Annotated in this window: 17 protein-coding genes and 4 tRNA genes; 15 read left to right on the forward strand and 6 right to left on the reverse strand. The window is 65.7% G+C overall.

Features of this window, described 5'->3' with window-relative positions:
- Nucleotides 1–78 precede the first annotated feature (78 nt).
- Nucleotides 79–1,143 (reverse strand): phosphotransferase, encoded by a 1,065-nt coding sequence (locus LJ725_RS18945; protein WP_230552216.1) that lies wholly within the window; start codon nt 1,141–1,143, stop codon nt 79–81.
- A gap of 79 nt (nt 1,144–1,222) precedes the next feature.
- Nucleotides 1,223–2,782, reverse strand: a complete 1,560-nt coding sequence (locus tag LJ725_RS18950) for a fatty acid--CoA ligase (RefSeq protein WP_230552217.1) — start codon at nt 2,780–2,782, stop codon at nt 1,223–1,225.
- A gap of 133 nt (nt 2,783–2,915) precedes the next feature.
- Here LJ725_RS18950 and LJ725_RS18955 point away from each other — a divergent pair, with 133 nt between their 5' ends.
- Nucleotides 2,916–3,887 carry a UDP-glucuronic acid decarboxylase family protein gene (locus tag LJ725_RS18955; RefSeq protein WP_230552218.1) on the forward strand — a complete coding sequence of 324 codons (972 nt, stop codon included), beginning with the start codon at nt 2,916–2,918 and terminating at the stop codon, nt 3,885–3,887.
- Nucleotides 3,888–4,028: 141 nt separating this feature from the next.
- Here LJ725_RS18955 and LJ725_RS18960 read toward each other — a convergent pair whose 3' ends face one another.
- Nucleotides 4,029–5,054 carry an NAD-dependent epimerase/dehydratase family protein gene (locus LJ725_RS18960; protein ID WP_230552219.1) on the reverse strand — a complete coding sequence of 342 codons (1,026 nt, stop codon included), beginning with the start codon at nt 5,052–5,054 and terminating at the stop codon, nt 4,029–4,031.
- Between the two features lie 301 nt (nt 5,055–5,355).
- Here LJ725_RS18960 and LJ725_RS18965 point away from each other — a divergent pair, with 301 nt between their 5' ends.
- The 3 genes from LJ725_RS18965 to LJ725_RS18975 all read left to right on the forward strand — a co-directional run bounded on the left by LJ725_RS18965 (nt 5,356) and on the right by LJ725_RS18975 (nt 9,001).
- The gene (locus LJ725_RS18965; RefSeq protein ID WP_230552220.1) at nt 5,356–7,110 is read left to right on the forward strand and encodes a carbamoyltransferase family protein; all 1,755 of its coding nucleotides are present in this window, start codon (nt 5,356–5,358) and stop codon (nt 7,108–7,110) included.
- A 90-nt stretch (nt 7,111–7,200) separates the two neighbouring features.
- Nucleotides 7,201–8,196 carry a UDP-glucose 4-epimerase GalE gene (gene galE, locus LJ725_RS18970; RefSeq protein WP_329958378.1) on the forward strand — a complete coding sequence of 332 codons (996 nt, stop codon included), beginning with the start codon at nt 7,201–7,203 and terminating at the stop codon, nt 8,194–8,196.
- A gap of 10 nt (nt 8,197–8,206) precedes the next feature.
- Nucleotides 8,207–9,001, forward strand: a complete 795-nt coding sequence (locus LJ725_RS18975; RefSeq protein WP_230552221.1) for a glycosyltransferase family 2 protein — start codon at nt 8,207–8,209, stop codon at nt 8,999–9,001.
- Here LJ725_RS18975 and LJ725_RS18980 read toward each other — a convergent pair.
- The 3 genes from LJ725_RS18980 to rlmB form a co-directional block, all read right to left on the reverse strand.
- Nucleotides 8,974–9,765 (reverse strand): YggS family pyridoxal phosphate-dependent enzyme, encoded by a 792-nt coding sequence (locus LJ725_RS18980; protein ID WP_230552222.1) that lies wholly within the window; start codon nt 9,763–9,765, stop codon nt 8,974–8,976. The two genes, LJ725_RS18975 and LJ725_RS18980, sit on opposite strands and share 28 nt — an antisense overlap.
- A gap of 58 nt (nt 9,766–9,823) precedes the next feature.
- Nucleotides 9,824–9,898: transfer RNA gene (locus tag LJ725_RS18985), tRNA-Thr, on the reverse strand.
- 27 nt (nt 9,899–9,925) lie between these two features.
- Nucleotides 9,926–10,690: a 23S rRNA (guanosine(2251)-2'-O)-methyltransferase RlmB gene (gene rlmB / locus LJ725_RS18990; protein ID WP_230552223.1), complete on the reverse strand. Its 765-nt coding sequence runs from the start codon at nt 10,688–10,690 to the stop codon at nt 9,926–9,928.
- A 214-nt stretch (nt 10,691–10,904) separates the two neighbouring features.
- Between rlmB and LJ725_RS18995 the strand changes: the two genes are divergently transcribed.
- From LJ725_RS18995 to rpoB, 11 genes are all read left to right on the forward strand, one after another.
- A tRNA-Tyr gene (locus tag LJ725_RS18995) sits at nt 10,905–10,991 on the forward strand.
- A 37-nt stretch (nt 10,992–11,028) separates the two neighbouring features.
- A tRNA-Gly gene (locus tag LJ725_RS19000) sits at nt 11,029–11,102 on the forward strand.
- A gap of 64 nt (nt 11,103–11,166) precedes the next feature.
- Nucleotides 11,167–12,357, forward strand: coding sequence for an elongation factor Tu (gene tuf / locus LJ725_RS19005; protein ID WP_230552224.1), 1,191 nt, complete (start codon nt 11,167–11,169; stop codon nt 12,355–12,357).
- A gap of 47 nt (nt 12,358–12,404) precedes the next feature.
- Nucleotides 12,405–12,480 (forward strand) — tRNA-Trp (locus tag LJ725_RS19010).
- 20 nt (nt 12,481–12,500) lie between these two features.
- Nucleotides 12,501–12,695, forward strand: a complete 195-nt coding sequence (gene secE, locus LJ725_RS19015) for a preprotein translocase subunit SecE (protein WP_068195463.1) — start codon at nt 12,501–12,503, stop codon at nt 12,693–12,695.
- Nucleotide 12,696: 1 nt separating this feature from the next.
- Entirely contained in the window at nt 12,697–13,233 is a 537-nt protein-coding gene (gene nusG, locus LJ725_RS19020) for a transcription termination/antitermination protein NusG (protein WP_068195466.1), read from the forward strand.
- A gap of 209 nt (nt 13,234–13,442) precedes the next feature.
- Nucleotides 13,443–13,871 (forward strand): 50S ribosomal protein L11, encoded by a 429-nt coding sequence (rplK, locus tag LJ725_RS19025; RefSeq protein ID WP_230552225.1) that lies wholly within the window; start codon nt 13,443–13,445, stop codon nt 13,869–13,871.
- Nucleotides 13,872–13,875: 4 nt separating this feature from the next.
- Nucleotides 13,876–14,571: a 50S ribosomal protein L1 gene (gene rplA / locus LJ725_RS19030; RefSeq protein ID WP_230552226.1), complete on the forward strand. Its 696-nt coding sequence runs from the start codon at nt 13,876–13,878 to the stop codon at nt 14,569–14,571.
- Between the two features lie 333 nt (nt 14,572–14,904).
- The gene (gene rplJ, locus LJ725_RS19035) at nt 14,905–15,432 is read left to right on the forward strand and encodes a 50S ribosomal protein L10 (RefSeq protein ID WP_230552227.1); all 528 of its coding nucleotides are present in this window, start codon (nt 14,905–14,907) and stop codon (nt 15,430–15,432) included.
- A 54-nt stretch (nt 15,433–15,486) separates the two neighbouring features.
- A complete protein-coding gene (rplL, locus tag LJ725_RS19040; protein ID WP_230552228.1) occupies nt 15,487–15,861 on the forward strand; it encodes a 50S ribosomal protein L7/L12 in 375 nt (124 codons plus the stop codon).
- A 192-nt stretch (nt 15,862–16,053) separates the two neighbouring features.
- On the forward strand, nt 16,054–20,223 hold the full coding sequence (gene rpoB / locus LJ725_RS19045; RefSeq protein ID WP_230552229.1) for a DNA-directed RNA polymerase subunit beta: 4,170 nt from the start codon (nt 16,054–16,056) through the stop codon (nt 20,221–20,223).
- Nucleotides 20,224–20,234: the final 11 nt, after the last annotated feature.

Raw genomic sequence — 20,234 nt, forward strand, 5'->3', positions numbered from 1 at the left:
GCCCTTGCGGAACGATTAGCGCACGCCGTAGCGAGCGAGAGATCCCTCCCTTCGCCCGGGATGACAAGAGCGAGCGCCTCAGGCGCGCTTCTCGACCATTTTCCACGCGAGATCGGCCATCGCACGGGCGCGGTTGCCGTACTTGGTGGCCGTCTCCGACGAGGCATTGCCGTCGAGGCCGCGCTTGTAGACGCCCTGCACGATGGCGGCGAGGCGGAACAGCGAGAAGGCCAGGTAGAAATCCCAGGCCGGCACTTCCTTGCGGCCGGTGCGGCGCGCGTAGGCCGCCAGGTACTCCTGCTCGGTGGGAATGCCGAACTCCTTCAGGTCCTTCCCGGCGTAACCGCCGGACGCGCCGAAGCCCTCGCCGAAGTGATACATCATGCAGTTGTAGCCGAGGTCGGCGAGGGGGTGTCCCAGGGTCGACAGCTCCCAGTCCAGCACGGCGATGACCCGCGGCTCGGTCGGATGGACGATCGTGTTGCCGAGGCGATAGTCGCCATGGTTGATGCGCGTCTCGTCGCCCGGCGGGATGTTCTCCGGCAGCCACTTCTTGAGGGCTTCCATCGATTCGATGTCCTCGGTGCGGGCAAGGTCGTACTGGCTCGACCAGCGCGCCAGCTGGCGCTGGATGTACTGGCCCTCGCGGCCATAGTCGCCGAGGCCGACCGCGCGATAGTCGACGTTGTGCAGGCGCGCGAGCACATCGTTCATCGAGTCGAATATCTTGCCGCGATCGGCCGGCGAGATGCCCGGCATCTTCACGTCGGCCAGGACGCGCCCGGGCAGGAACTGCATGATGTAGAAGGCCGTGCCGATCACGGAATCGTCCTGGCAGAGCGCGTAGGGCTTGGGCACCGGCACGTCGGTGTGGTCCGCCAGCGCCTTGATCACGCGGTATTCGCGGTCGACCTGGTGGGCCGACGGTAGCAGCTTGCCCGGCGGCTTCTTGCGCAGGACGTACATGTTCCCGGCCCCGTCCGTGACGTGGAAGGTCGGGTTGCTCTGGCCTCCCTCGAACTGCAGGACGCTGATCGGACCGCGAAAGCCCTCGACATGGGCCTTCATGTAGTCGGCGAGCCTGGCTTCGTCGAAGACGTGGGCCGCGCGGACGGGCGTGAGATTGTCGGGCAGATTGGACATGGGACTCTTCTAGAACCGTGGCTTCGGGATTTCGAGGCGCGTTTGCAGGCGGGTCCGCAGGGCGGTCGAGCAGGGCCGATCAGTTGATGTTGCGGTCGCGGCCTTCCCAATAGGGCTTGCGCAGCTCGCGCTTCAGAATCTTGCCGGTGGGATTGCGCGGCAGGACGTCGATGAAATCGACCGACTTCGGCAGCTTGTAGCCCGCGATGCGCTCGCGCGCCCAGCCGATAAGCTCGCCGCCCGTCACGTCGGCGTCCGGTTTGCGCACGACGACGGCCTTGACGGCTTCCCCCCAGCGTTCGTCGGGGACGCCGATCACCGCCACGTCGGCGACCGCAGGATGGCCGAACAGCGCGCTCTCGACCTCGGCCGGATAGATGTTCTCTCCGCCCGAGACGATCATGTCCTTCACCCGGTCGTAGATGAAGAGATAACCTTTTTCGTCGAGATATCCGGCGTCGCCGGTGAAGAACCAGTCGCCGTGAATTGCGCGCTTCGTGGCGTCGGGAAGGCGCCAGTAGCCGCGCATCACCTGCGGCGAGCGAATGGCGATCTCGCCGACCTGTCCGGCGGGAAGGTCGGCGCCGGCATCGTCGACGATGCGCAGTTCGACCCCGACCTGGGCATAGCCGCAGGACAGGAGCTTCTTCGGATCGGACGGGTCGTGATCCTCCGGCGGGAGGAGGGTGATGGCGCCGGTGGTCTCGGTCAGACCGTAGACCTGCTGGAAGCCACATCCGAAGGTCGCCATCGCCTGCTTCAGCAGTTCGGCCGGGATCGGAGCCGCGCCGTAGACGATCAGGCGCAGGCTCGACAGGTCGGTTTCGCGGATCTGCGGCGCCTGCACCAGAAAGAGGATCATGGCGGGCACCAGCAGCATGACCTCGATCCGGTCCCTTTGGATGGTCTCCAACACCCGCGCCGGCACGAACTCGCGCAGCACGTGGTTGGTGGCCCCGGCAAAGAGTCCGGCGATGGCCCAGCCGGCGCCGCCGATGTGGAACATCGGCAGGCAGACGATGTTCTGCGTGCCGGGTTTCATGAGCCAACTCCCCGTCCACTGCTCGAACATGCAGGCGAAGTTGGCGTTGGTGAGTTCCGCGCCTTTCGGCAATCCGGTTGTGCCGCTGGTGTAGAACTGGACGGCCGTATCCTGCGAACGGACGGGTACGCGGGGATCGGTGTCGGGGTGCCGGTCGCGCCATTCGGCGAAGCCCTCCCACGCGCCGTGGCGGGACCCCAGGCTCACGATCCGGCGCACGCTCTTCAGCTGGTCGCGGATCTTCTCGACGACAGGGAAATATTCCTCGCCGACGAACAGGATCTCGGCCTCCGCGTCGTTGACGATCTGCAGGACCTCGGGCGGCGCCAGCCGCCAGTTCACCGAAACCATCACCGCACCGGCCTTGGCGACGCCGAACAGCAGCTCGAAGAAGACGTCGCTGCTCTTGTCGAGATGGGCCACGCGGACCTGGGGCCTGACGCCCTCAGCGACCAGACCCGAGGCGATCCGGCTCGAGGCACGGTCGAGGGTGCCGTAACTGGTCTGCTGCCCTTCGTAGACGATCGCCACCGTGTCCGGCCGTGCCGCGCCATGGATGCGCACGATGTCGGCCAGGCCCACCATCTCGATACTCATAGAACGCTTCCCCCTGCCAATCGCCCGTCCGTCGTTGCAGCCGGGCAGCATCATCCTTCGGCGGTTTTGAAGTGAATTCAAGAGCTTGATCGCCTAGTGTCGGCCGCGAAACACGGCGATTTCACGAGGCACCATGGGCAAGCGGATTCTGGTCACCGGCGGGGCAGGCTTCCTGGGCTCCCATCTGTGCGAGCGCCTGCTCGAGGCCGGCCACGACGTGCTCTGCGTCGACAATTACTTCACGGGAACGAAGGCCAACGTGATGTCCTGCCTGGACAATCCCCGTTTCGAGCTGATGCGCCACGACGTGACCTTCCCGCTCTACGTCGAGGTCGACGAGATCTACAATCTCGCCTGCCCGGCCTCGCCGGTTCACTACCAGCACGACCCGGTGCAGACGACCAAGACCAGCGTGCATGGCGCGATCAACATGCTGGGGCTCGCGAAGAGAGTGCGCGCCAAGATCTTCCAGGCCTCGACCAGCGAGGTTTATGGCGATCCAACCGTGCATCCGCAGGTCGAGGACTATCGCGGCCACGTCAATCCGATCGGGCCGCGCGCCTGCTACGACGAGGGCAAGCGCTGCGCGGAGACCCTGTTCTTCGACTACCACCGCCAGCACAAGCTGCGCATCAAGGTGGCGCGCATCTTCAACACCTACGGACCGCGCATGCATCCCAACGACGGGCGCGTCGTGTCGAATTTCATCGTCCAGGCACTCAAGGGCGAGGACATCACGATCTACGGCGACGGCATGCAGACCCGGGCCTTCTGCTACGTCGACGACCTGCTCGACGGCTGGCTGCGCCTGATGGACCACACGCCGGACGACTTCACCGGACCGGTCAACATCGGCAATCCGGTGGAGATGCCGATCCGCCACCTCGCCGAGAAGATCCTCGACAAGGTCGGGGGCAAGGGCAAGCTGGTGTTCGCACCCCTGCCGGTGGACGATCCGATGCAGCGCTGCCCGGACATCTCGCTGGCGCGCGAGGTGCTAAAATGGGAGCCCAAGGTCGGTCTCGACACCGGGCTCACCAAAACGATCGCCTTCTTCGACGAGCTGCTGAAGAGCAATCGTACCGTGAGCCGCGTCGGGCGGTAGAGGGCCGTACAGGCAGGGAGGGCGGCCTGGCCATCTTCCTCTCCCGAGAGATGGGGGAGGATGTGAAGGCCTCTTCCGAAAGCGAAACGCCGCGAAGTTTCCTTCGCGGCGCCCGGAAATGATGGGTGGAAGCCGCGGGCCTTACTGGGCGGCGAGGGCCTGCTTGGGCAGGGCGTTGACGACCGAGGCCTTGCCCGAGGTCATCTCGTCGTGGATCCACTTGTAGGTCTTCTCCATGCCGTCCTCGAGACGGATGGACGGAGCCCAGTTCATCAGCTTCTTGATCAGCGTATTGTCGCTGTTGCGGCCGCGCACGCCCTTCGGCGCGTCGAGCTTGTAGCTGCGCTTCAGCTTGATGCCGGCGATCTTCTCGACGATGTCGACCAGCCGGTTGATGCTGACCAGCTCGTCGCTGCCGATGTTCAGCGGCTCGATGATGTCGCTCTCCGCCAGCTTGATCGTGCCCTCGGTGCAGTCGTCGATATACATGAAGGAGCGGGTCTGCTCGCCGTCGCCCCAGATCTCGATCTCGTGCTTGCCCGAGAGCTTGGCGGCGATGACCTTGCGGCAGATCGCGGCCGGAGCCTTCTCGCGGCCGCCGTCGTAGGTGCCTTCCGGCCCGTAGACGTTGTGGTAGCGCGCGACGCGGGTGGCGATGCCGTAGTCCTCGCGATAGTGGCGGGCCATGCGCTCGCTGAAGAGCTTCTCCCAGCCGTAGCCGTCTTCCGGCAGGGCCGGATAGGCGTCCTCTTCCTTGAGCGCGGTGACGTTGGCGTCGGTCTGCTTGTCGCCGTTGTAGACGCAGGCTGAGGACGAATAGAAGAAGCGCGGGACACCGGCTTCCTTGGCGGCGACCAGCATGTGGGTGCTGACGAGGACCGAGAGCATGCACTCGGCCTTGTGGGTTTCGATGAAGCCCATGCCGCCCATGTCTGCGGCGAGATTGTAGATCATCGCGGCGCCCTTGGCGGCCTTGCGGCAGGGTTCGAGCAGGGCGAGGTCGCCCACCTGATTCTCGACACCCGGAGTCTTCTGGTACCACTCGTCGAGCGGCTTCACGTCGACCGCGCGGATCTTGGTGTGGCCGCGCTGCTGCAGGACCTTGACCAGATGGCCGCCGATAAAGCCACCGGCGCCGGTGACGACGACGAGATCATTTTTGGACATGAACGAGAGCCTTTCGAATCGAAGCGAGGGGTTTTATCCGACTTATCAACGACTTGGCGAGTCTGGCGCCGCGCCTCGGTCGAGCACGCGATCGGGGCCCGGGAGGAAACGGGCCGCGCGAGGAAGTCCGTTTGATCGCAAGTCCCGGTCTCGTCAAGCCACTGCCGTGACGCATGGCCTGTGCATGATCCCGGCCCGGAGGGGGTAGAAACTGCAAGGATGGTGAAAAAGGTGGTCCGACCCCGAATTTGATCTATACCACCCGGCCAGACGCAGTTTTCGCGGTGTCCGACCTTTTTGCATGACCTACATTCTCGGCCTCAATGCCTATCATGCCGATGCGGCGGCCTGTCTTGTGAAGGACGGCGAGCTGGTCGCTGCCGTCGAAGAGGAGCGGTTTCGCCGCATCAAGCATTGGGGCGGTTTCCCCAGCGAGGCGATCCGCTACTGCCTGCGGGAGGCCGGCATCACGCTGGCCGAGGTCGACCATGTCGCGATCAACAGCGACAACGCCGCCAATCGCTGGCGCAAGCTCGCCTATGCGCTGACCTCCGGCGTCAGCCTCAACTACGTGCTGAGCCGGCTTCGCAATCGCGGCGAACGCGCCGACGTCGTGGGCAATCTCCGGCAGCATCTGCCGGAACAGCAGTTCCGCGGCACCACCCACACGGTCGAGCATCATCTCTGCCACCTGGCCTCGGCGTTCCTGGTGTCGCCCTATGAGAAGGCCGTGGCGGTCTCGGTCGATGGCTTCGGCGATTTTTCGTCCGCGGCTTGGGGCCTGGGCGAGGGCGGCAATCTTTCGGTCGACGGCCGGGTCTATTTCCCCCATTCGCTGGGCGTCTTCTACGAGGCGATGACCCAGTTCATCGGGTTTCCGCACTATGGCGACGAATACAAGGTCATGGGGCTCGCGCCTTACGGCAAGCCCGCCTACGTCGAGCAGATGAAGGAAATCGTCCGTCTCAAGAACGACGGCACTTTTGCCCTCGACCTGCGCTACTTCCGCCACGCCTCGGGCGAGGGCGCCAGCTACCAGGTGAAGGACGGCATTCCGTCCGGCGGCCGCCTGTGGAGTGACGAGCTGGTCAAGCTGCTGGGCCCGGCGCGCGACCCGGCGGCGCCGCTCGAGGACAGGCATCGCGACATCGCGCGCTCGGCCCAGGTGACCTACGAGAACGCCTTCTTCCACCTGCTGAACGCGCTGCATGCGCGCTACGCCGCCGATGCCGTCGTCCTGGCGGGCGGCTGTGCCTACAATTCGGTGGCCAACGGCAAGGTGCTGGAGCGCACGCCCTTCAAGAAGCTTTACGTCCAATCGGCCGGCGGCGATGCCGGCGGCGCGATCGGCGCGGCCTTCGCCACCTGGCACAAGACCAAGGGCGCGATGGCGAAGCGCCACTTCGTGATGGACCATTCCTACTGGGGCCCGTCGGCGACGCCGGACGAGATCGCGGCCGCGATCGCCCAGCGGCGCGCCGATTTCGAGGCCGCAGGTTGCACCATCGAGCGCATCGCCGACGAGGCGACGCTCTGCCGGCACACCGCCCAGTCGATTTCCGAGGGCAAGGTGATCGGCTGGTTCCAGGGCCGGCTGGAATGGGGGCCGCGGGCGCTCGGCAACCGCTCCATCTTGGGCGATCCGCGCCGCGCCGACATGAAGGACATCCTCAACCTCAAGATCAAACGCCGGGAGTCCTTCCGCCCCTTCGCGCCCTCGATCCTGCGCGAGGCCGTCCCCGAGTGGTTCGAGACCGACGACGACGTGCCGTTCATGATGCAGGTCTTCCGCATCCGCGAGGAGAAGCGCAAGGAGATCCCGGCCGTCACCCATGTCGACGGCACGGGGCGTCTGCAGACCGTCACCTGGTTGGGCAATCCTCGCTACGCGCGGCTGATTTCGGCCTTCCGGGATCTGACCGGCGTGCCGATCGTGCTCAACACGAGCTTCAACGAGAACGAGCCGGTGGTCTGCAAGCCCGAGGAGGCTATCGACTGCTTCCTGCGCACCAGGATGGACGTTCTCGTGCTGGGAGACACGCTGATCCAGCGCTGATCGGGCGGCGCGACAGGACCGCTTCGGGCAATTGAGCTATCCTGCCTGCAGGCTAATCGCCGGCAAGGCATTCGAGTGGGGGAAGGCATAGTGCGTGTTTTGGTGGCGGGGGGCGCCGGCTATATCGGCTCGCATACGTGCAAGGCGCTCGCGCGCGCCGGCCACCTGCCGATCGTCTACGACAATCTGCACACTGGGCATCCCTGGGCCGTGAAGTGGGGACCCCTGGTCCGTGGCGACATCAACGATCCCGTGGCGCTGGCCACGGCGATCCGCGAGCACCGGCCGGAAGCAATCATCAATTTCGCCGCCCTGGCCTATGTCGGGGAGTCGATGCTCGAGCCGACGCGCTACTACCGGACCAACGTCGGCGGCATGATCACGCTCGTCGAGGTGATGCAGTCGCACGGCATCGGCTCGATTGTCTTCTCCAGCAGTTGCGCGACCTACGGCATCCCCGAGCGACTGCCGGTCGTCGAAGGCACATCGCAGCGGCCGATCAATCCCTATGGCAGGACCAAGCTGATGGGCGAGGAGATCCTGCGCGACGCCTGTGCCGCCCACGGGCTGGGTGCCATTTCGCTCCGCTATTTCAACGCGGCCGGGGCCGACCCCGAGCGCGAGCTGGGCGAGGAGCACGATCCCGAGACCCATCTGATCCCGCTTGTGCTCCAGGCCGCGCACGGCAAGCGCCCGAGCATTTCGGTGTTCGGCACCGACTACGGGACACAGGACGGCACCTGCGTGCGGGACTACGTGCATGTCACCGACCTCGCCACCGCCCATGTCGCGGCGCTGTCGCGATGCGTGGCCGGCACCTACCAGGCCTACAATCTCGGGGCCGGGCGCGGCGCCAGCATCGCTCAGATCATCGAACGGGCGCGCGCGGTCACCGGTCGCGAGATCCGTTGCGTGAACGCGCCGCGGCGCGCGGGCGATCCGCCGCTGCTGGTGGCCGACGTGTCGGCGGCGCAAAAGGCGCTCGACTGGCAGCCGGTGCATTCGGCGCTCGACGAGATCATCCTCAGCGCCTGGACCTGGATGACCGACAGCCGGTCGCGGGCGATGCAGGCTCCCGCCCGCTGAACGGCCCCGCATGGACCTCGATTCCGTCACGCCGCTGCTGATCACGTTCAACGAGATCCAGAATATCGAGCGGACGCTGGCGAGGCTCGGCTGGGCCCGACGCATCGTCGTGATCGACAGCGGCAGCACCGACGGTACGCTCGACGTGCTGGCGAAGGACCAGCGCATCGACGTGATCTACCGCCCGTTCGACAGCTTTGCCGAGCAGTGCAATTTCGGCCTGAGCCAGATCCGTACCGACTGGGTCCTGTCGCTCGACGCCGATTACGAGCTGAGCGACGGCTTCGTTTCGGAGCTGGAGGGATTGCAGCCCGCTGCGGGGGACGTCGGCTACAGGGCGGCCTTCGTCTACCGCATCCATGGCCATGCGCTGCGGGGCACGCTCTACCCGCCGCGCGCCGTGCTGTATCGGGTCGCGGGTGCGCGCTACGAGAACGAGGGGCACGGGCATCGCATCCGCCTGCAGGGGCGGGTGTCGGACCTCAGGAATGCGATCTATCACGACGACCGCAAGCCGTTGTCGCGCTGGCTGGGTTCGCAGCTCAAGTACGCCGCGCGCGAGGCCGCCCACCTTCTCGAGACCCCGCGGGAGCGGCTGGGGCGCGTCGACAGGCTGCGCCTGATGGGCTGGCCTGCGCCGATCCTGGTGCTGGGCTACGTGCTGTTCGTCAAGGGCGCGGTGCTCGACGGCCGGGCCGGCTGGTTCTACGCCTTCCAGCGCCTGCTGGCGGAGGTGCTGCTGGCGCTGGAGCTTCTCGACCGGCGCCTGTCGGACACTCAGGATTTGAGCAGGCCCGGCCAGTAGTGGCCGTCCGGCGTCGGCCGCTTGCCGAAGATCGCCTGGCCAACGCGCACGACGTTCGATCCTTCCTCGATCGCTTCCTCGAAATCGCCCGACATGCCCATCGACAGTTCGGTCAGGGCCGGGTTGAGCCTGACCGCCTCGTCGCGCAGGCGGCGCAACAGGGCGAAGCAGGGCCTTACCTTCTCCATGTCGGCATTGAGCAGGGCCAGGGTCATCAGGCCGCGCGGCCTCAGGCGTCTGTACTGTCCGAGTGTCTCGATGAAGGGGATCAGCGCGTCGGGATGCAGGCCGTACTTGGTGTCTTCGTCGGACGTGTTGACCTGGATGTAGACGTCGAGGACGCGGTCCTCGATCTCCAGCCGCCTGTCGAGGAGTTCGGCCAGCTTGGCGCTGTCGAGCGCGTGGAACTCTCGCGCGAGGCGCGCCAGGTACTTCGCCTTGTTGCTCTGCAGATGGCCGACGATGCACCAGTCGATGGGCAGGTCCTGCAGCAGCTCGCGCTTGCCCACGGCTTCCTGGATCTTGTTCTCGCCGAAGGGGCGGACGCCGGCGGCATGGGCGAGGCGCAGAATGTGCGCCGGCACAGTCTTGGTGATGGGCAGCAACCGCACTGAAGCCCGGTCGCGCCCGGCCCGCGCGCAGGCGGCGGCGATTCGAGTCTCCACGGCGGCGAGATTGACGCGGAAGGCGGCCTCCGGGTCGGGACCGAAGCGCCCGATGTCCTCGGGCGAGAGCGTCTGGACCGGGGGAAGGCGGGAGGTCATGCGGCACGTCCCTGTCGCTGGAAGAGCGGGAGAAGGCCGGCGGGCCATCGCCCGGGAATGGTGCCGGGTGAGGGGATCGAACCCCCGACCTTCGGTTTACAAAACCGCTGCACTACCGCTGTGCTAACCCGGCGCCGGACCTTGCGGCGGGACCTTTACCTCAAACCGCCGGGCGTTGTCGCGCCCACTCGTAGGCCGCGACGGCGGCGGCATTGGAGACATTGAGGGCGGACAGGGCGTTGCTGGTGGGAATCGTCACCAGCCGGTCGCATTTGTCTGCGGTCAGCCGCCGCAGCCCTTCGCCTTCCGCGCCCAGCACGATGCAGGTGCGGCCCTTGAGGTCGAGGTCGCCGATCTTCGTGTCGCCGCTCTCGGCCAGCCCGTAGGTCCAGAAACCGGCCTCCTTGAGCTGGTCGAGGGTGCGGGCAAGGTTGACGGCGCGCACCAGCGGCACGACTTCGAGCGCGCCGGAAGCGGACTTGGCCAGTGTGCCGGTGTCGGAAGGGGTGTGGCGGTCGGTCACGATCACGCCGGCGGCGCCGAAGGCGGCGGCGGAGCGCAGGATGGCGCCGACATTGTGCGGGTCGCTGACCTGGTCGAGCGCCAGGACCAGGGCATTGTCGCCGCAGCGGCCGAGAATGTCCTCGATCCCGGGCTCTTCCAGGGGAGCCACGAGGGCGGCGATGCCCTGGTGGACGGAGCCGTTGGGCAGGCGCTGGTTGAGGTCCTCGCGGGACGTGATGGTCATGGCCGTCTTGCCGATCGCGGCGGCGTGACTGTCGGCCATTTCCTTCGTGGCGAACACGCGCTCGATGCGGCGGTCGGGATTGGCGAGGGCCGCGAGCACGGCGTGGCGACCGAAGATCCAGATGGACTGGTTGCCTGTGCGGGACTGGCGATGGGGACGGTTGGGGCGAGGGCGCATGGCGAGCCTTGTATGGCGCGGGGCTCCTGTGGGCAATGCTGCGGCCGCGGCACAGGCCCGGGGTGGGATGGCACGGTCGGCCGCGGGACTCCGCGGGTTTTGCGGTTGCCGGGGCCTCCCGTTCCTCCGGCCTTCAAGTAAGTGCTTGCAGCCGACCGGGCGGCACTGTATCTCCGCGCCCCTACAGGCTTTTTCGTTCTATGCCCGTTGGGACGGAGGGGTGGCCGAGCGGTCAATGGCAGCAGACTGTAAATCTGCCGACTTCGCGTCTACGAAGGTTCGAATCCTTCCCCCTCCACCATCGGACCATCGCGCGGGATCGGCTGTAATCGGGCGTTGCGGGTGTAGCTCAATGGTAGAGCAGAAGCCTTCCAAGCTTACGACGAGGGTTCGATTCCCTTCACCCGCTCCAGGATTGGCCCAGTCGGCCAGTTAGTTCGGTCAGTGTCTGAAAGAATCACGAGGGTCGTGACACCATGTCGAAGGCGAAGTTTGAGCGGAACAAGCCGCACTGCAACATCGGTACGATCGGTCACGTTGACCATGGGAAGACGTCGCTGACGGCGGCGATCACGAAGATCCTCGCGAAGACGGGCGGCGCGACGTTCACGGCGTACGACCAGATCGACAAGGCTCCGGAAGAGCGGGAGCGCGGCATCACGATCTCGACGGCGCACGTCGAGTACGAGACGACGAACCGTCACTACGCGCACGTGGACTGCCCGGGCCACGCCGACTACGTGAAGAACATGATCACGGGCGCGGCGCAGATGGACGGGGCGATCCTGGTGGTTTCTGCGGCCGACGGCCCGATGCCGCAGACGCGCGAGCACATCCTCCTGGCGCGCCAGGTCGGCGTTCCGGCGCTGGTGGTTTTCATGAACAAGTGCGACATGGTGGACGATCCGGAGCTTCTGGACCTGGTCGAACTGGAGGTTCGCGAGCTTCTGAAGAGCTACCAGTTCCCGGGCGACGACATCCCGGTGGTTCGGGGGTCGGCGCTGATGGCGCTTGAGGACAAGAACCCGGAGCTGGGCGAGCAGGCGGTGCTGAAGCTGATGGCGGAGGTTGACGCGTACATTCCGCAGCCTGCGCGCGACAAGGACAAGCCGTTCCTGATGCCGATCGAGGACGTGTTCTCGATCTCGGGCCGCGGCACGGTGGTCACGGGTCGCGTGGAGCGCGGCATCGTTAAGGTGGGCGAGGAAGTCGAGATCGTGGGCCTGAAGGCGACGTCGAAGACGACGGTCACGGGCGTGGAGATGTTCCGGAAGCTGCTGGATTCGGGCGAGGCGGGCGACAACATCGGCGCGCTGCTGCGCGGCGTGGGCCGCGAGGACGTGGAGCGTGGCCAGGTGCTGGCGAAGCCGGGCTCGATCACGCCGCACACGAACTTCGAGGCCGAGGCGTACATCCTGACGAAGGAAGAGGGCGGCCGCCACACGCCGTTCTTCACGAACTACCGTCCGCAGTTCTACTTCCGGACGACGGACGTGACGGGCGTGGTGACGCTGCCGGAAGGCACGGAGATGGTGATGCCGGGCGACAACGCGCGGCTGGTGGTGGAGCTGATCCAGCCGATCGCCATGGACGAGGGCCTGCGCTTCGCCATCCGCGAGGGCGGACGCACCGTCGGCGCCGGCGTCGTCACCAAAGTCGTAAAGTAGTGCTATAGAGGATCACCGCCGTCACCAAGCGGCGGTGATTTGACTGCAGGAGTGTAGCTCAGTTGGTAGAGCATCGGTCTCCAAAACCGAGGGTCGGGGGTTCGAGCCCCTCCGCTCCTGCCATTATTTGAAGAACGGCACCCATGACGACAAAGAATCCGATCGAGTTCGCCCGTGAAGTCCGGGCCGAGGTGGCCCGGGTCACCTGGCCGACGCGGCGCGAAACCATGATCACCACCAGCATGGTGTTCATCTTCGTCGTCATCGCGGCGCTGTTTTTCCTTGTGGCCGACAAGGTCATTGGCTTCGTCGTGAAGCTTCTGCTCGGAGTTTCCTGACATGGCTCATCGCTGGTACGTCGTCCACGCCTACTCCGGCTTCGAGAACAAGGTTGCCCAGTCGATCCGCGAGCAGGCCGGAAAGAAGGGCCTCGACGACGAGATCACCGAGGTGATCGTGCCGACGGAAGAGGTCGTCGAGGTGCGCCGCGGCGCCAAGGTGAACACCGAGCGCAAGTTCTTCCCGGGCTACGTGCTGGTGAAGATGGACCTCACGGACGACTCCTGGCACCTGGTCAAGAACACGGCCAAGGTGACGGGATTCCTCGGCGGCGGCGGCCGCGGCAAGCCGGTGCCGATCTCGGACGCCGAGGCGAACCGCATCCTTAAGCAGGTCCAGGAGGGCGTGGAGCGTCCCAAGCCCGCCGTCAGCTTCGAAATCGGCGAGCAGGTCAAGGTTGCGGACGGCCCGTTTGCCTCGTTCAACGGCACCGTGGAGGACGTGGACGAGGAGCGCGCCCGCCTGAAGGTCGCCGTCTCGATCTTCGGGCGTTCGACCCCGGTCGAACTCGACTACGCGCAGGTGGAAAAGATCTGATTCGCCCCCATATTGGGGAACGATTCGGGGGTTGTGGCGGGCGATCTAATTTGGTAGATCGCGCGCCCTTGAGGGGGCTGGCCGTGCGCCAGCCTTTTCTCATGAGGTGGGTCGAGACCGAAAATCCTTAGGGATCAAGGGCTTGATCATCAATCGGTGCGGGAGGCCAGCCATAGCCGAACCGCGCCACCCACAGACAAGGGGTATGCATGGCTAAAAAGATCCAAGCCTACGTCAAGCTGCAAGTGCCGGCTGGCAAGGCCAATCCGTCTCCGCCGATCGGCCCCGCGCTCGGTCAGCAGGGCGTCAACATCATGGAATTCTGCAAGCAGTTCAACGCCAAGACGCAGAAGATGGAACCGGGCATGCCGATCCCGGTGGTCATCACCGTGTTCCAGGATCGCAGCTTCACGTTCGTCACCAAGACGCCGCCGGTGACCTATTTCCTCAAGAAGGCGGCCGGCATCGAGTCGGGCGCCAAGACGGTCGGCACGCAGATCGTCGGCAAGGTGACGAAGAAGCAGGTCAAGGAGATCGCCGAACAGAAGATGCCCGATCTCAACTGCGACAGCGTCGAGTCGGCGATGGCCCAGGTGGTGGGCTCGGCCCGCTCGATGGGTCTCCAGGTGGTGGAGTAGGACCATGGCCCAGGGCAAGCGTTTCAAGACGGCATCCGCCGCGGTCGACCGCGAGAAGATGTACCCGCTCGAAGAGGCGGTGAAGATCGTCAAGGCCAACGCCAAGGCGAAGTTCGATGAGACCATCGAGGTCGCGATGAACCTCGGCATCGATCCGCGTCACGCCGACCAGGCGGTGCGCGGCATGATCGAGCTGCCGAACGGCACCGGCAAGTCTGTGCGTGTGGCGGTGTTCGCCCGCGGCCCGAAGGCGGATGAGGCCAAGGCGGCCGGTGCCGACCTGGTCGGCGCCGAGGACTTGGCCGAGAAGATCAACGGCGGCGAGATGGCGTTCGAGCGCTGCATCGCCACGCCGGACATGATGGGTATCGTCGGCCGTCTCGGTAAGGTGCTGGGCCCGCGCGGCCTGATGCCGAACCCGAAGCTCGGCACGGTGACGCAGGACGTCGCTGCGGCGGTGAAGGCCGCCAAGGCCGGCTCGATCGAGTTCCGCGCCGAGAAGGCTGGCATCGTTCATGCAGGTGTCGGCAAGGCCTCGTTCAGCGAGGAGGCGATCGCCGCCAACGTCAAGGCGCTGGTTTCGGCCATCAACCGGGCCAAGCCGTCGGGCGCCAAGGGTACCTTCATCAAGAAGGTGTCGCTGAGCTCGACGATGGGGCCGGGCATCAAGCTCGACCCTGCTACCGCCCTCACGACCTGAGGCGCGGGCGAAGAGTTTTAGAGTTTCCGCCGCGGGCCGCGAGGTTCGCGACGGAGGGAGCGAAGGGACCGTGAGGTTCCGAGCTCCACCTGTCCGAGACCGCCGGTACGGGGCCCCCAAGGGCCTCGTCTAATGGGGAAACCCGCCAGCGCAGACGGGGGCAAGGGAATCGACGCTGCATCTTGCGATGCGCGCACGCGCCCGAACTTCCGGGGCAGGCGAACCGGACCGCGAGGTCTCCGTTCGCGCTAACCCGCTAACGGAGGCTGCGCAGTCTGTAACGCAGCCGGTCCGATCCGGATCCCCCGGGTTGGACCTTAGTTGGAGAAAGCCGTGAATCGTTCGGAAAAGGCCGAAGCGATCGTCGAGCTGAACCAGATCTTCAAGGACGCCAACCTGATGGTGATCACTCGCCAGTCAGGTCTGACCGTCCAGGAAGTGACGGACCTGCGTCGCAAGATCAGGGCAGCCGGCGCTAGCTACAAGGTCACGAAGAATCGGCTCACGCTGCGTGCCCTCGAGGGTACGCCCTTCACGGCGCTCGGCCCCATGTTCACGGGACCGACTGCCATCGCCTATTCCAAGGATCCGGTCGCAGCGGCGAAAGTCGTCGCGGCCTATGCCAAGGACAACGAAAAGCTGACCATCGTCGGCGGCTCGCTCGGCGGAGAAGCATTGGACGTCGCTGGCGTCCAGGCCCTCGCCACCCTGCCGTCCCTCGATGCTCTGCGCGGGAAGATCATCGGCCTGCTGCAGGCTCCGGCGACCAAGGTCGCTGGCGTTCTGGTGGCGCCCGCCGGTCAGCTCGCTCGTGTGTTCGGGGCTTACGGAGCCAAGGAAGACGGCGCGAAGGCGGCGTAAGTCGCAATCATATCGACGTCACGAAATCGAAGTTCGGGTTACTAGGAGACTAAAATGGCTAATCTCGAAAAGCTGGTCGAAGAGCTGTCGGCCCTGTCGGTCCTCGAGGCTGCTCAGCTGAGCAAGCTGCTGGAAGAGAAGTGGGGCGTCAGCGCCGCTGCTCCGGTCGCCGTTGCCGCCGCCGGCGGTGGCGCTGCCGCCGCTCCGGCTGAGGTGAAGGACGAGTTCACCGTCGTTCTCGCCGCCGCGGGCGACAAGAAGATCAACGTCATCAAGGTGGTCCGCGAGATCACCGGCCTCGGCCTCAAGGAAGCCAAGGATCTGGTCGAGGCTGCGCCGAAGCCGATCAAGGAAGGCGTGCCGAAGGCCGATGCCGAGAAGCTCAAGGCGAAGCTCGAGGCCGAAGGCGCCAAGGTCGAGCTCAAGTAAGAACGTTTACCGGCCGGGCCGGCTTCCTTTGGGAGGCCGGCCCGTTCGGGCCTCTTTTCCGAACGGACTTCCCTGCGGGGTCCGTTCCGACAAGTGGCCCTCTGCGACGGATGGGGCGAACGGCTGGCGGGCCGGGAGCTCCGAGAAAGCAGCGGGTGTTTATCACCGCCCTTGAACCTTCGAGGACGCAGGATGGCCACGGCCTTCAATACGCGCAAACGGATTCGTCGTTTCTTCGGCCACATCGAGTCGGTGGCCCCGATGCCGAACCTCATCGAGGTCCAGAAGAGCTCCTACGAGAGCTTTCTCCAGCGTGTCACGCCGGCGGCCAAGCGCACCCAATCGGGCCTGCAGGAAGTCTTCCGCGGCGTGTTCCCGATCAAGGACTTCGCCGAGCGCGCCAGCCTTGAGTTCGTGAAGTACGAGTTCGAGGAGCCCAAGTACGACGTCGAGGAGTGCCAGCAGCGCGGCATCACCTACGCCGCCCCGCTCAAGGTCACGCTCCAGCTCGTGGTGTGGGACATCGACGAGGAAGCCGGCTCGCGCTCGATCCGCGATATCAAGGAGCAGGACGTCTACATGGGCGACATGCCGCTCATGACCGACAACGGCACCTTCATCGTGAACGGCACCGAGCGCGTGATCGTCTCGCAGATGCATCGTTCGCCGGGCGTCTTCTTCGATCACGACAAGGGCAAGACCCACAGCTCGGGCAAGTACCTGTTCGCGGCCCGCATCATCCCCTATCGCGGCTCCTGGCTCGACTTCGAGTTCGACGCCAAGGACCTGATCCACGTCCGCATCGACCGCCGCCGCAAGATCCCGGTGACGACGCTGCTGCTGGCGCTCGACAACGACGCCACCTGGAAGAAGCGCACGGCCGCGATTGCCAAGAATCAGACCCTCGATCCGGCCGAGGCCCAGGGCCTGTCTCCGGAGGAGATCCTGGCGGCGTTCTACGGCCAGGTCGTCTACAAGCGCGACAAGGACGGCTGGAACACGCCGTTCGAGGCCGAATCGATGCGCGGCGTGAAGCTGACGCACGATCTGGTGAACGGCAAGACCGGCAAGGCGGTGGCCGAGGCCGGCACCAAGATGACGCCGCGCCTGCTGAACAAGCTCAAGGAGGCGGGCCTCAAGGAGATCCGCGTTTCGCCGGAAGAGCTGATCGGCCGCTACGCCGCGCTCGACGTCATCAACGAGAAGACCGGCGAGATCTACGTCGAGGCCGGCCAGGAGATCACCGAGGCGGTGCTCGAACTCTTCAACGAGAACGACATCGACCTGCTGCCGACGCTCGCGATCGACCATGTCAATGTCGGGCCGTACATCCGCAACACGCTGGCGGCCGACAAGAACACGAACCGCGAAGAGGCCCTGCTCGATATCTATCGCGTGATGCGTCCCGGCGAGCCGCCGACGCTGGAGCAGGCGGAAACCCTGTTCCAGGGCCTGCTGTTCGACATCGACCGCTACGACCTGTCGCCGGTCGGCCGCGTGAAGATGAACATGCGCCTCGAGTTCGAGGGCGTTCCCGACACGCAGCGCACGCTGCGTCGCGAGGACATCCTGGCCGTCGTGCGCGTCCTGCACGGGCTGAAGGACGGCCGCGGCGAGATCGACGACATCGACCATCTCGGCAATCGCCGCGTCCGCTCGGTCGGCGAGCTGATGGAGAACCAGTACCGCGTCGGCCTGCTGCGCATGGAGCGGGCGATCCGCGAGCGCATGAGCTCGATCGACATCGACACCGTGATGCCGCACGACCTGATCAACGCCAAGCCGGCGGCGGCTGCGGTGCGCGAGTTCTTCGGCTCCTCGCAGCTCTCGCAGTTCATGGACCAGACGAACCCGCTGTCGGAAGTCACCCACAAGCGCCGTCTCTCGGCGCTCGGACCGGGCGGTCTGACCCGCGAGCGCGCCGGCTTCGAGGTGCGCGACGTGCATCCGACGCATTACGGCCGTATCTGCCCGATCGAGACGCCGGAAGGCCCGAACATCGGTCTGATCAACTCGCTGGCGACCTATGCGCGCGTCAACCAGTACGGCTTCATCGAGAGCCCGTACCGCAAGGTGGCCGGCGGGCGCGTGACCGACGAGGTCGTCTATCTCTCGGCGATGGAGGAGGGGCGCTACACCGTCGCCCAGGCCAACGCCGAGATCGACGCCAAGGGCAAGTTCGTGTCCGAGTTGGTGCAGTGCCGCAAGGGCGGCGAGTACATTCTCGGCCGGCCCGAGACCATCGACTTCGTCGACGTCTCGCCCAAGCAGATCGTGTCGGTCGCCGCGGCGCTGATCCCGTTCCTCGAGAACGACGACGCCAACCGCGCGCTGATGGGCTCGAACATGCAGCGTCAGGCGGTGCCGCTCATCCAGGCCGAATCGCCGCTCGTCGGCACCGGCATGGAAGAGGTGGTCGCCCGCGACTCCGGCGTCGCCATCTCGGCCCGCCGCACCGGCATCGTCGACCAGGTCGACGCGATGCGTATCGTCGTGCGTGCGACCGAGGACGTCGGTCCAAATCGCCCGGCGGTCGACATCTACAACCTGCTGAAGTTCCAGCGGTCCAACCAGAGCACCTGCATCACCCAGAAGCCGCTCGTTCGCGTCGGCGACACGGTGAAGAAGGGTGACATCGTGGCCGACGGCCCGTCGACGCAGAACGGCGAGCTCGCGCTCGGCCGCAACGTGCTCGTCGCGTTCATGCCGTGGAATGGCTACAACTTCGAGGACTCGATCCTGCTATCCGAGCGCATCGTGCGCGACGACGTCTTCACCTCGATCCACATCGAGGAGTTCGAGGTCATGGCCCGCGACACCAAGCTCGGCCAGGAGGAGATCAGCCGCGACATCCCGAACGTCGGCGAGGAAGCCCTCAAGAACCTCGACGAGGCGGGAATCGTCTACATCGGCGCCGAGGTGAAGGCGGGCGACATCCTGGTCGGCAAGGTGACGCCGAAGGGCGAGAGCCCGATGACCCCGGAAGAGAAGCTGCTGCGCGCCATCTTTGGCGAGAAGGCGGCCGACGTGCGCGACACCTCGCTGAAGGTGCCGCCGGGCGTCGAGGGCACCGTCGTCGAGGTCCGCGTCTTCAACCGCCGCGGCGTCGACAAGGACGAGCGTGCGCTGGCCATCGAGCGCGACGAGATCGAGCGTCTCGCCAAGGACCGTGACGACGAAAAGGCCATCCTCGAGCGCAGCTTCTATGGCCAGCTCCAGGAAATGCTGCTGAACCAGGTGGTCGCCGGCGGTCTCAAGGGCCTGAAGCCCGGCACCAAGATCATCGACACCGTGCTGGGCGAGTACACGCCGGGCCAGTGGCGCCAGATCGCCGTCAAGGCGGACAAGAAGCAGGCGGAGATCGAGGCGCTGAACAAGCAGTTCGACGAATCGATGAAGCGCCTGCAGGACCGGTTCGACAGCAAGGTCGACAAGCTGCAGCGCGGCGACGAGCTGCCGCCGGGCGTGATGAAGATGGTCAAGGTCTTCGTCGCGACCAAGCGCAAGCTGCAGCCGGGCGACAAGATGGCCGGCCGTCACGGCAACAAGGGCGTCATCTCGCGCATCATGCCGCTGGAAGACATGCCGTACCTCGAGGAGGGCGGCCCGGTCGACATCGTGCTGAACCCGCTCGGCGTGCCGTCGCGCATGAACGTCGGTCAGATTCTCGAAACCCATCTCGGCTGGGCCGCGTCGGGTCTCGGCAAGAAGATCGGCAAGATGCTCGAGGACGCCCGCGAGGTCTCGGTCGCCCAGCTCAAGAAGCAGCTGCGCGAGATCTACGGCGAGAAGTCGTTCAAGAACGACATCGCCGACCTCAGCGACGAGCAGACGATCGAGCTCGCCCGCAACCTGAGCAAGGGCGTGCCCTTCGCGTCGCCGGTGTTCGACGGCGCGCACGAGCCCGACATCGTCGAGATGCTGGAAATGGCCGGTCTCGACAAGTCGGGCCAGGTCACCCTGATCGACGGCCGCACCGGCGAGCCGTTCGACCGTAAGGTGACCGTGGGCTACATCTACATGCTCAAGCTGCACCATCTCGTGGACGACAAGATCCACGCCCGCTCGATCGGACCGTACAGCCTCGTCACCCAGCAGCCGCTGGGCGGCAAGGCGCAGTTCGGCGGACAGCGCTTCGGCGAAATGGAAGTGTGGGCGCTGGAGGCCTACGGCGCGGCCTACACGCTGCAGGAGATCCTCACCGTCAAGTCGGACGACGTGGCCGGCCGCACCAAGGTCTACGAGGCCATCGTGCGCGGCGACGACACGTTCGAGGCGGGCATCCCGGAATCCTTCAACGTGCTGGTCAAGGAGCTGCGCTCCCTCGGCCTCAATGTCGAACTCAACCAGTCGATCACCTGAGGGTGATCGAC

It is taken from the genome of Reyranella aquatilis, assembly GCF_020880995.1.
Lineage (GTDB): Bacteria > Pseudomonadota > Alphaproteobacteria > Reyranellales > Reyranellaceae > Reyranella > Reyranella aquatilis.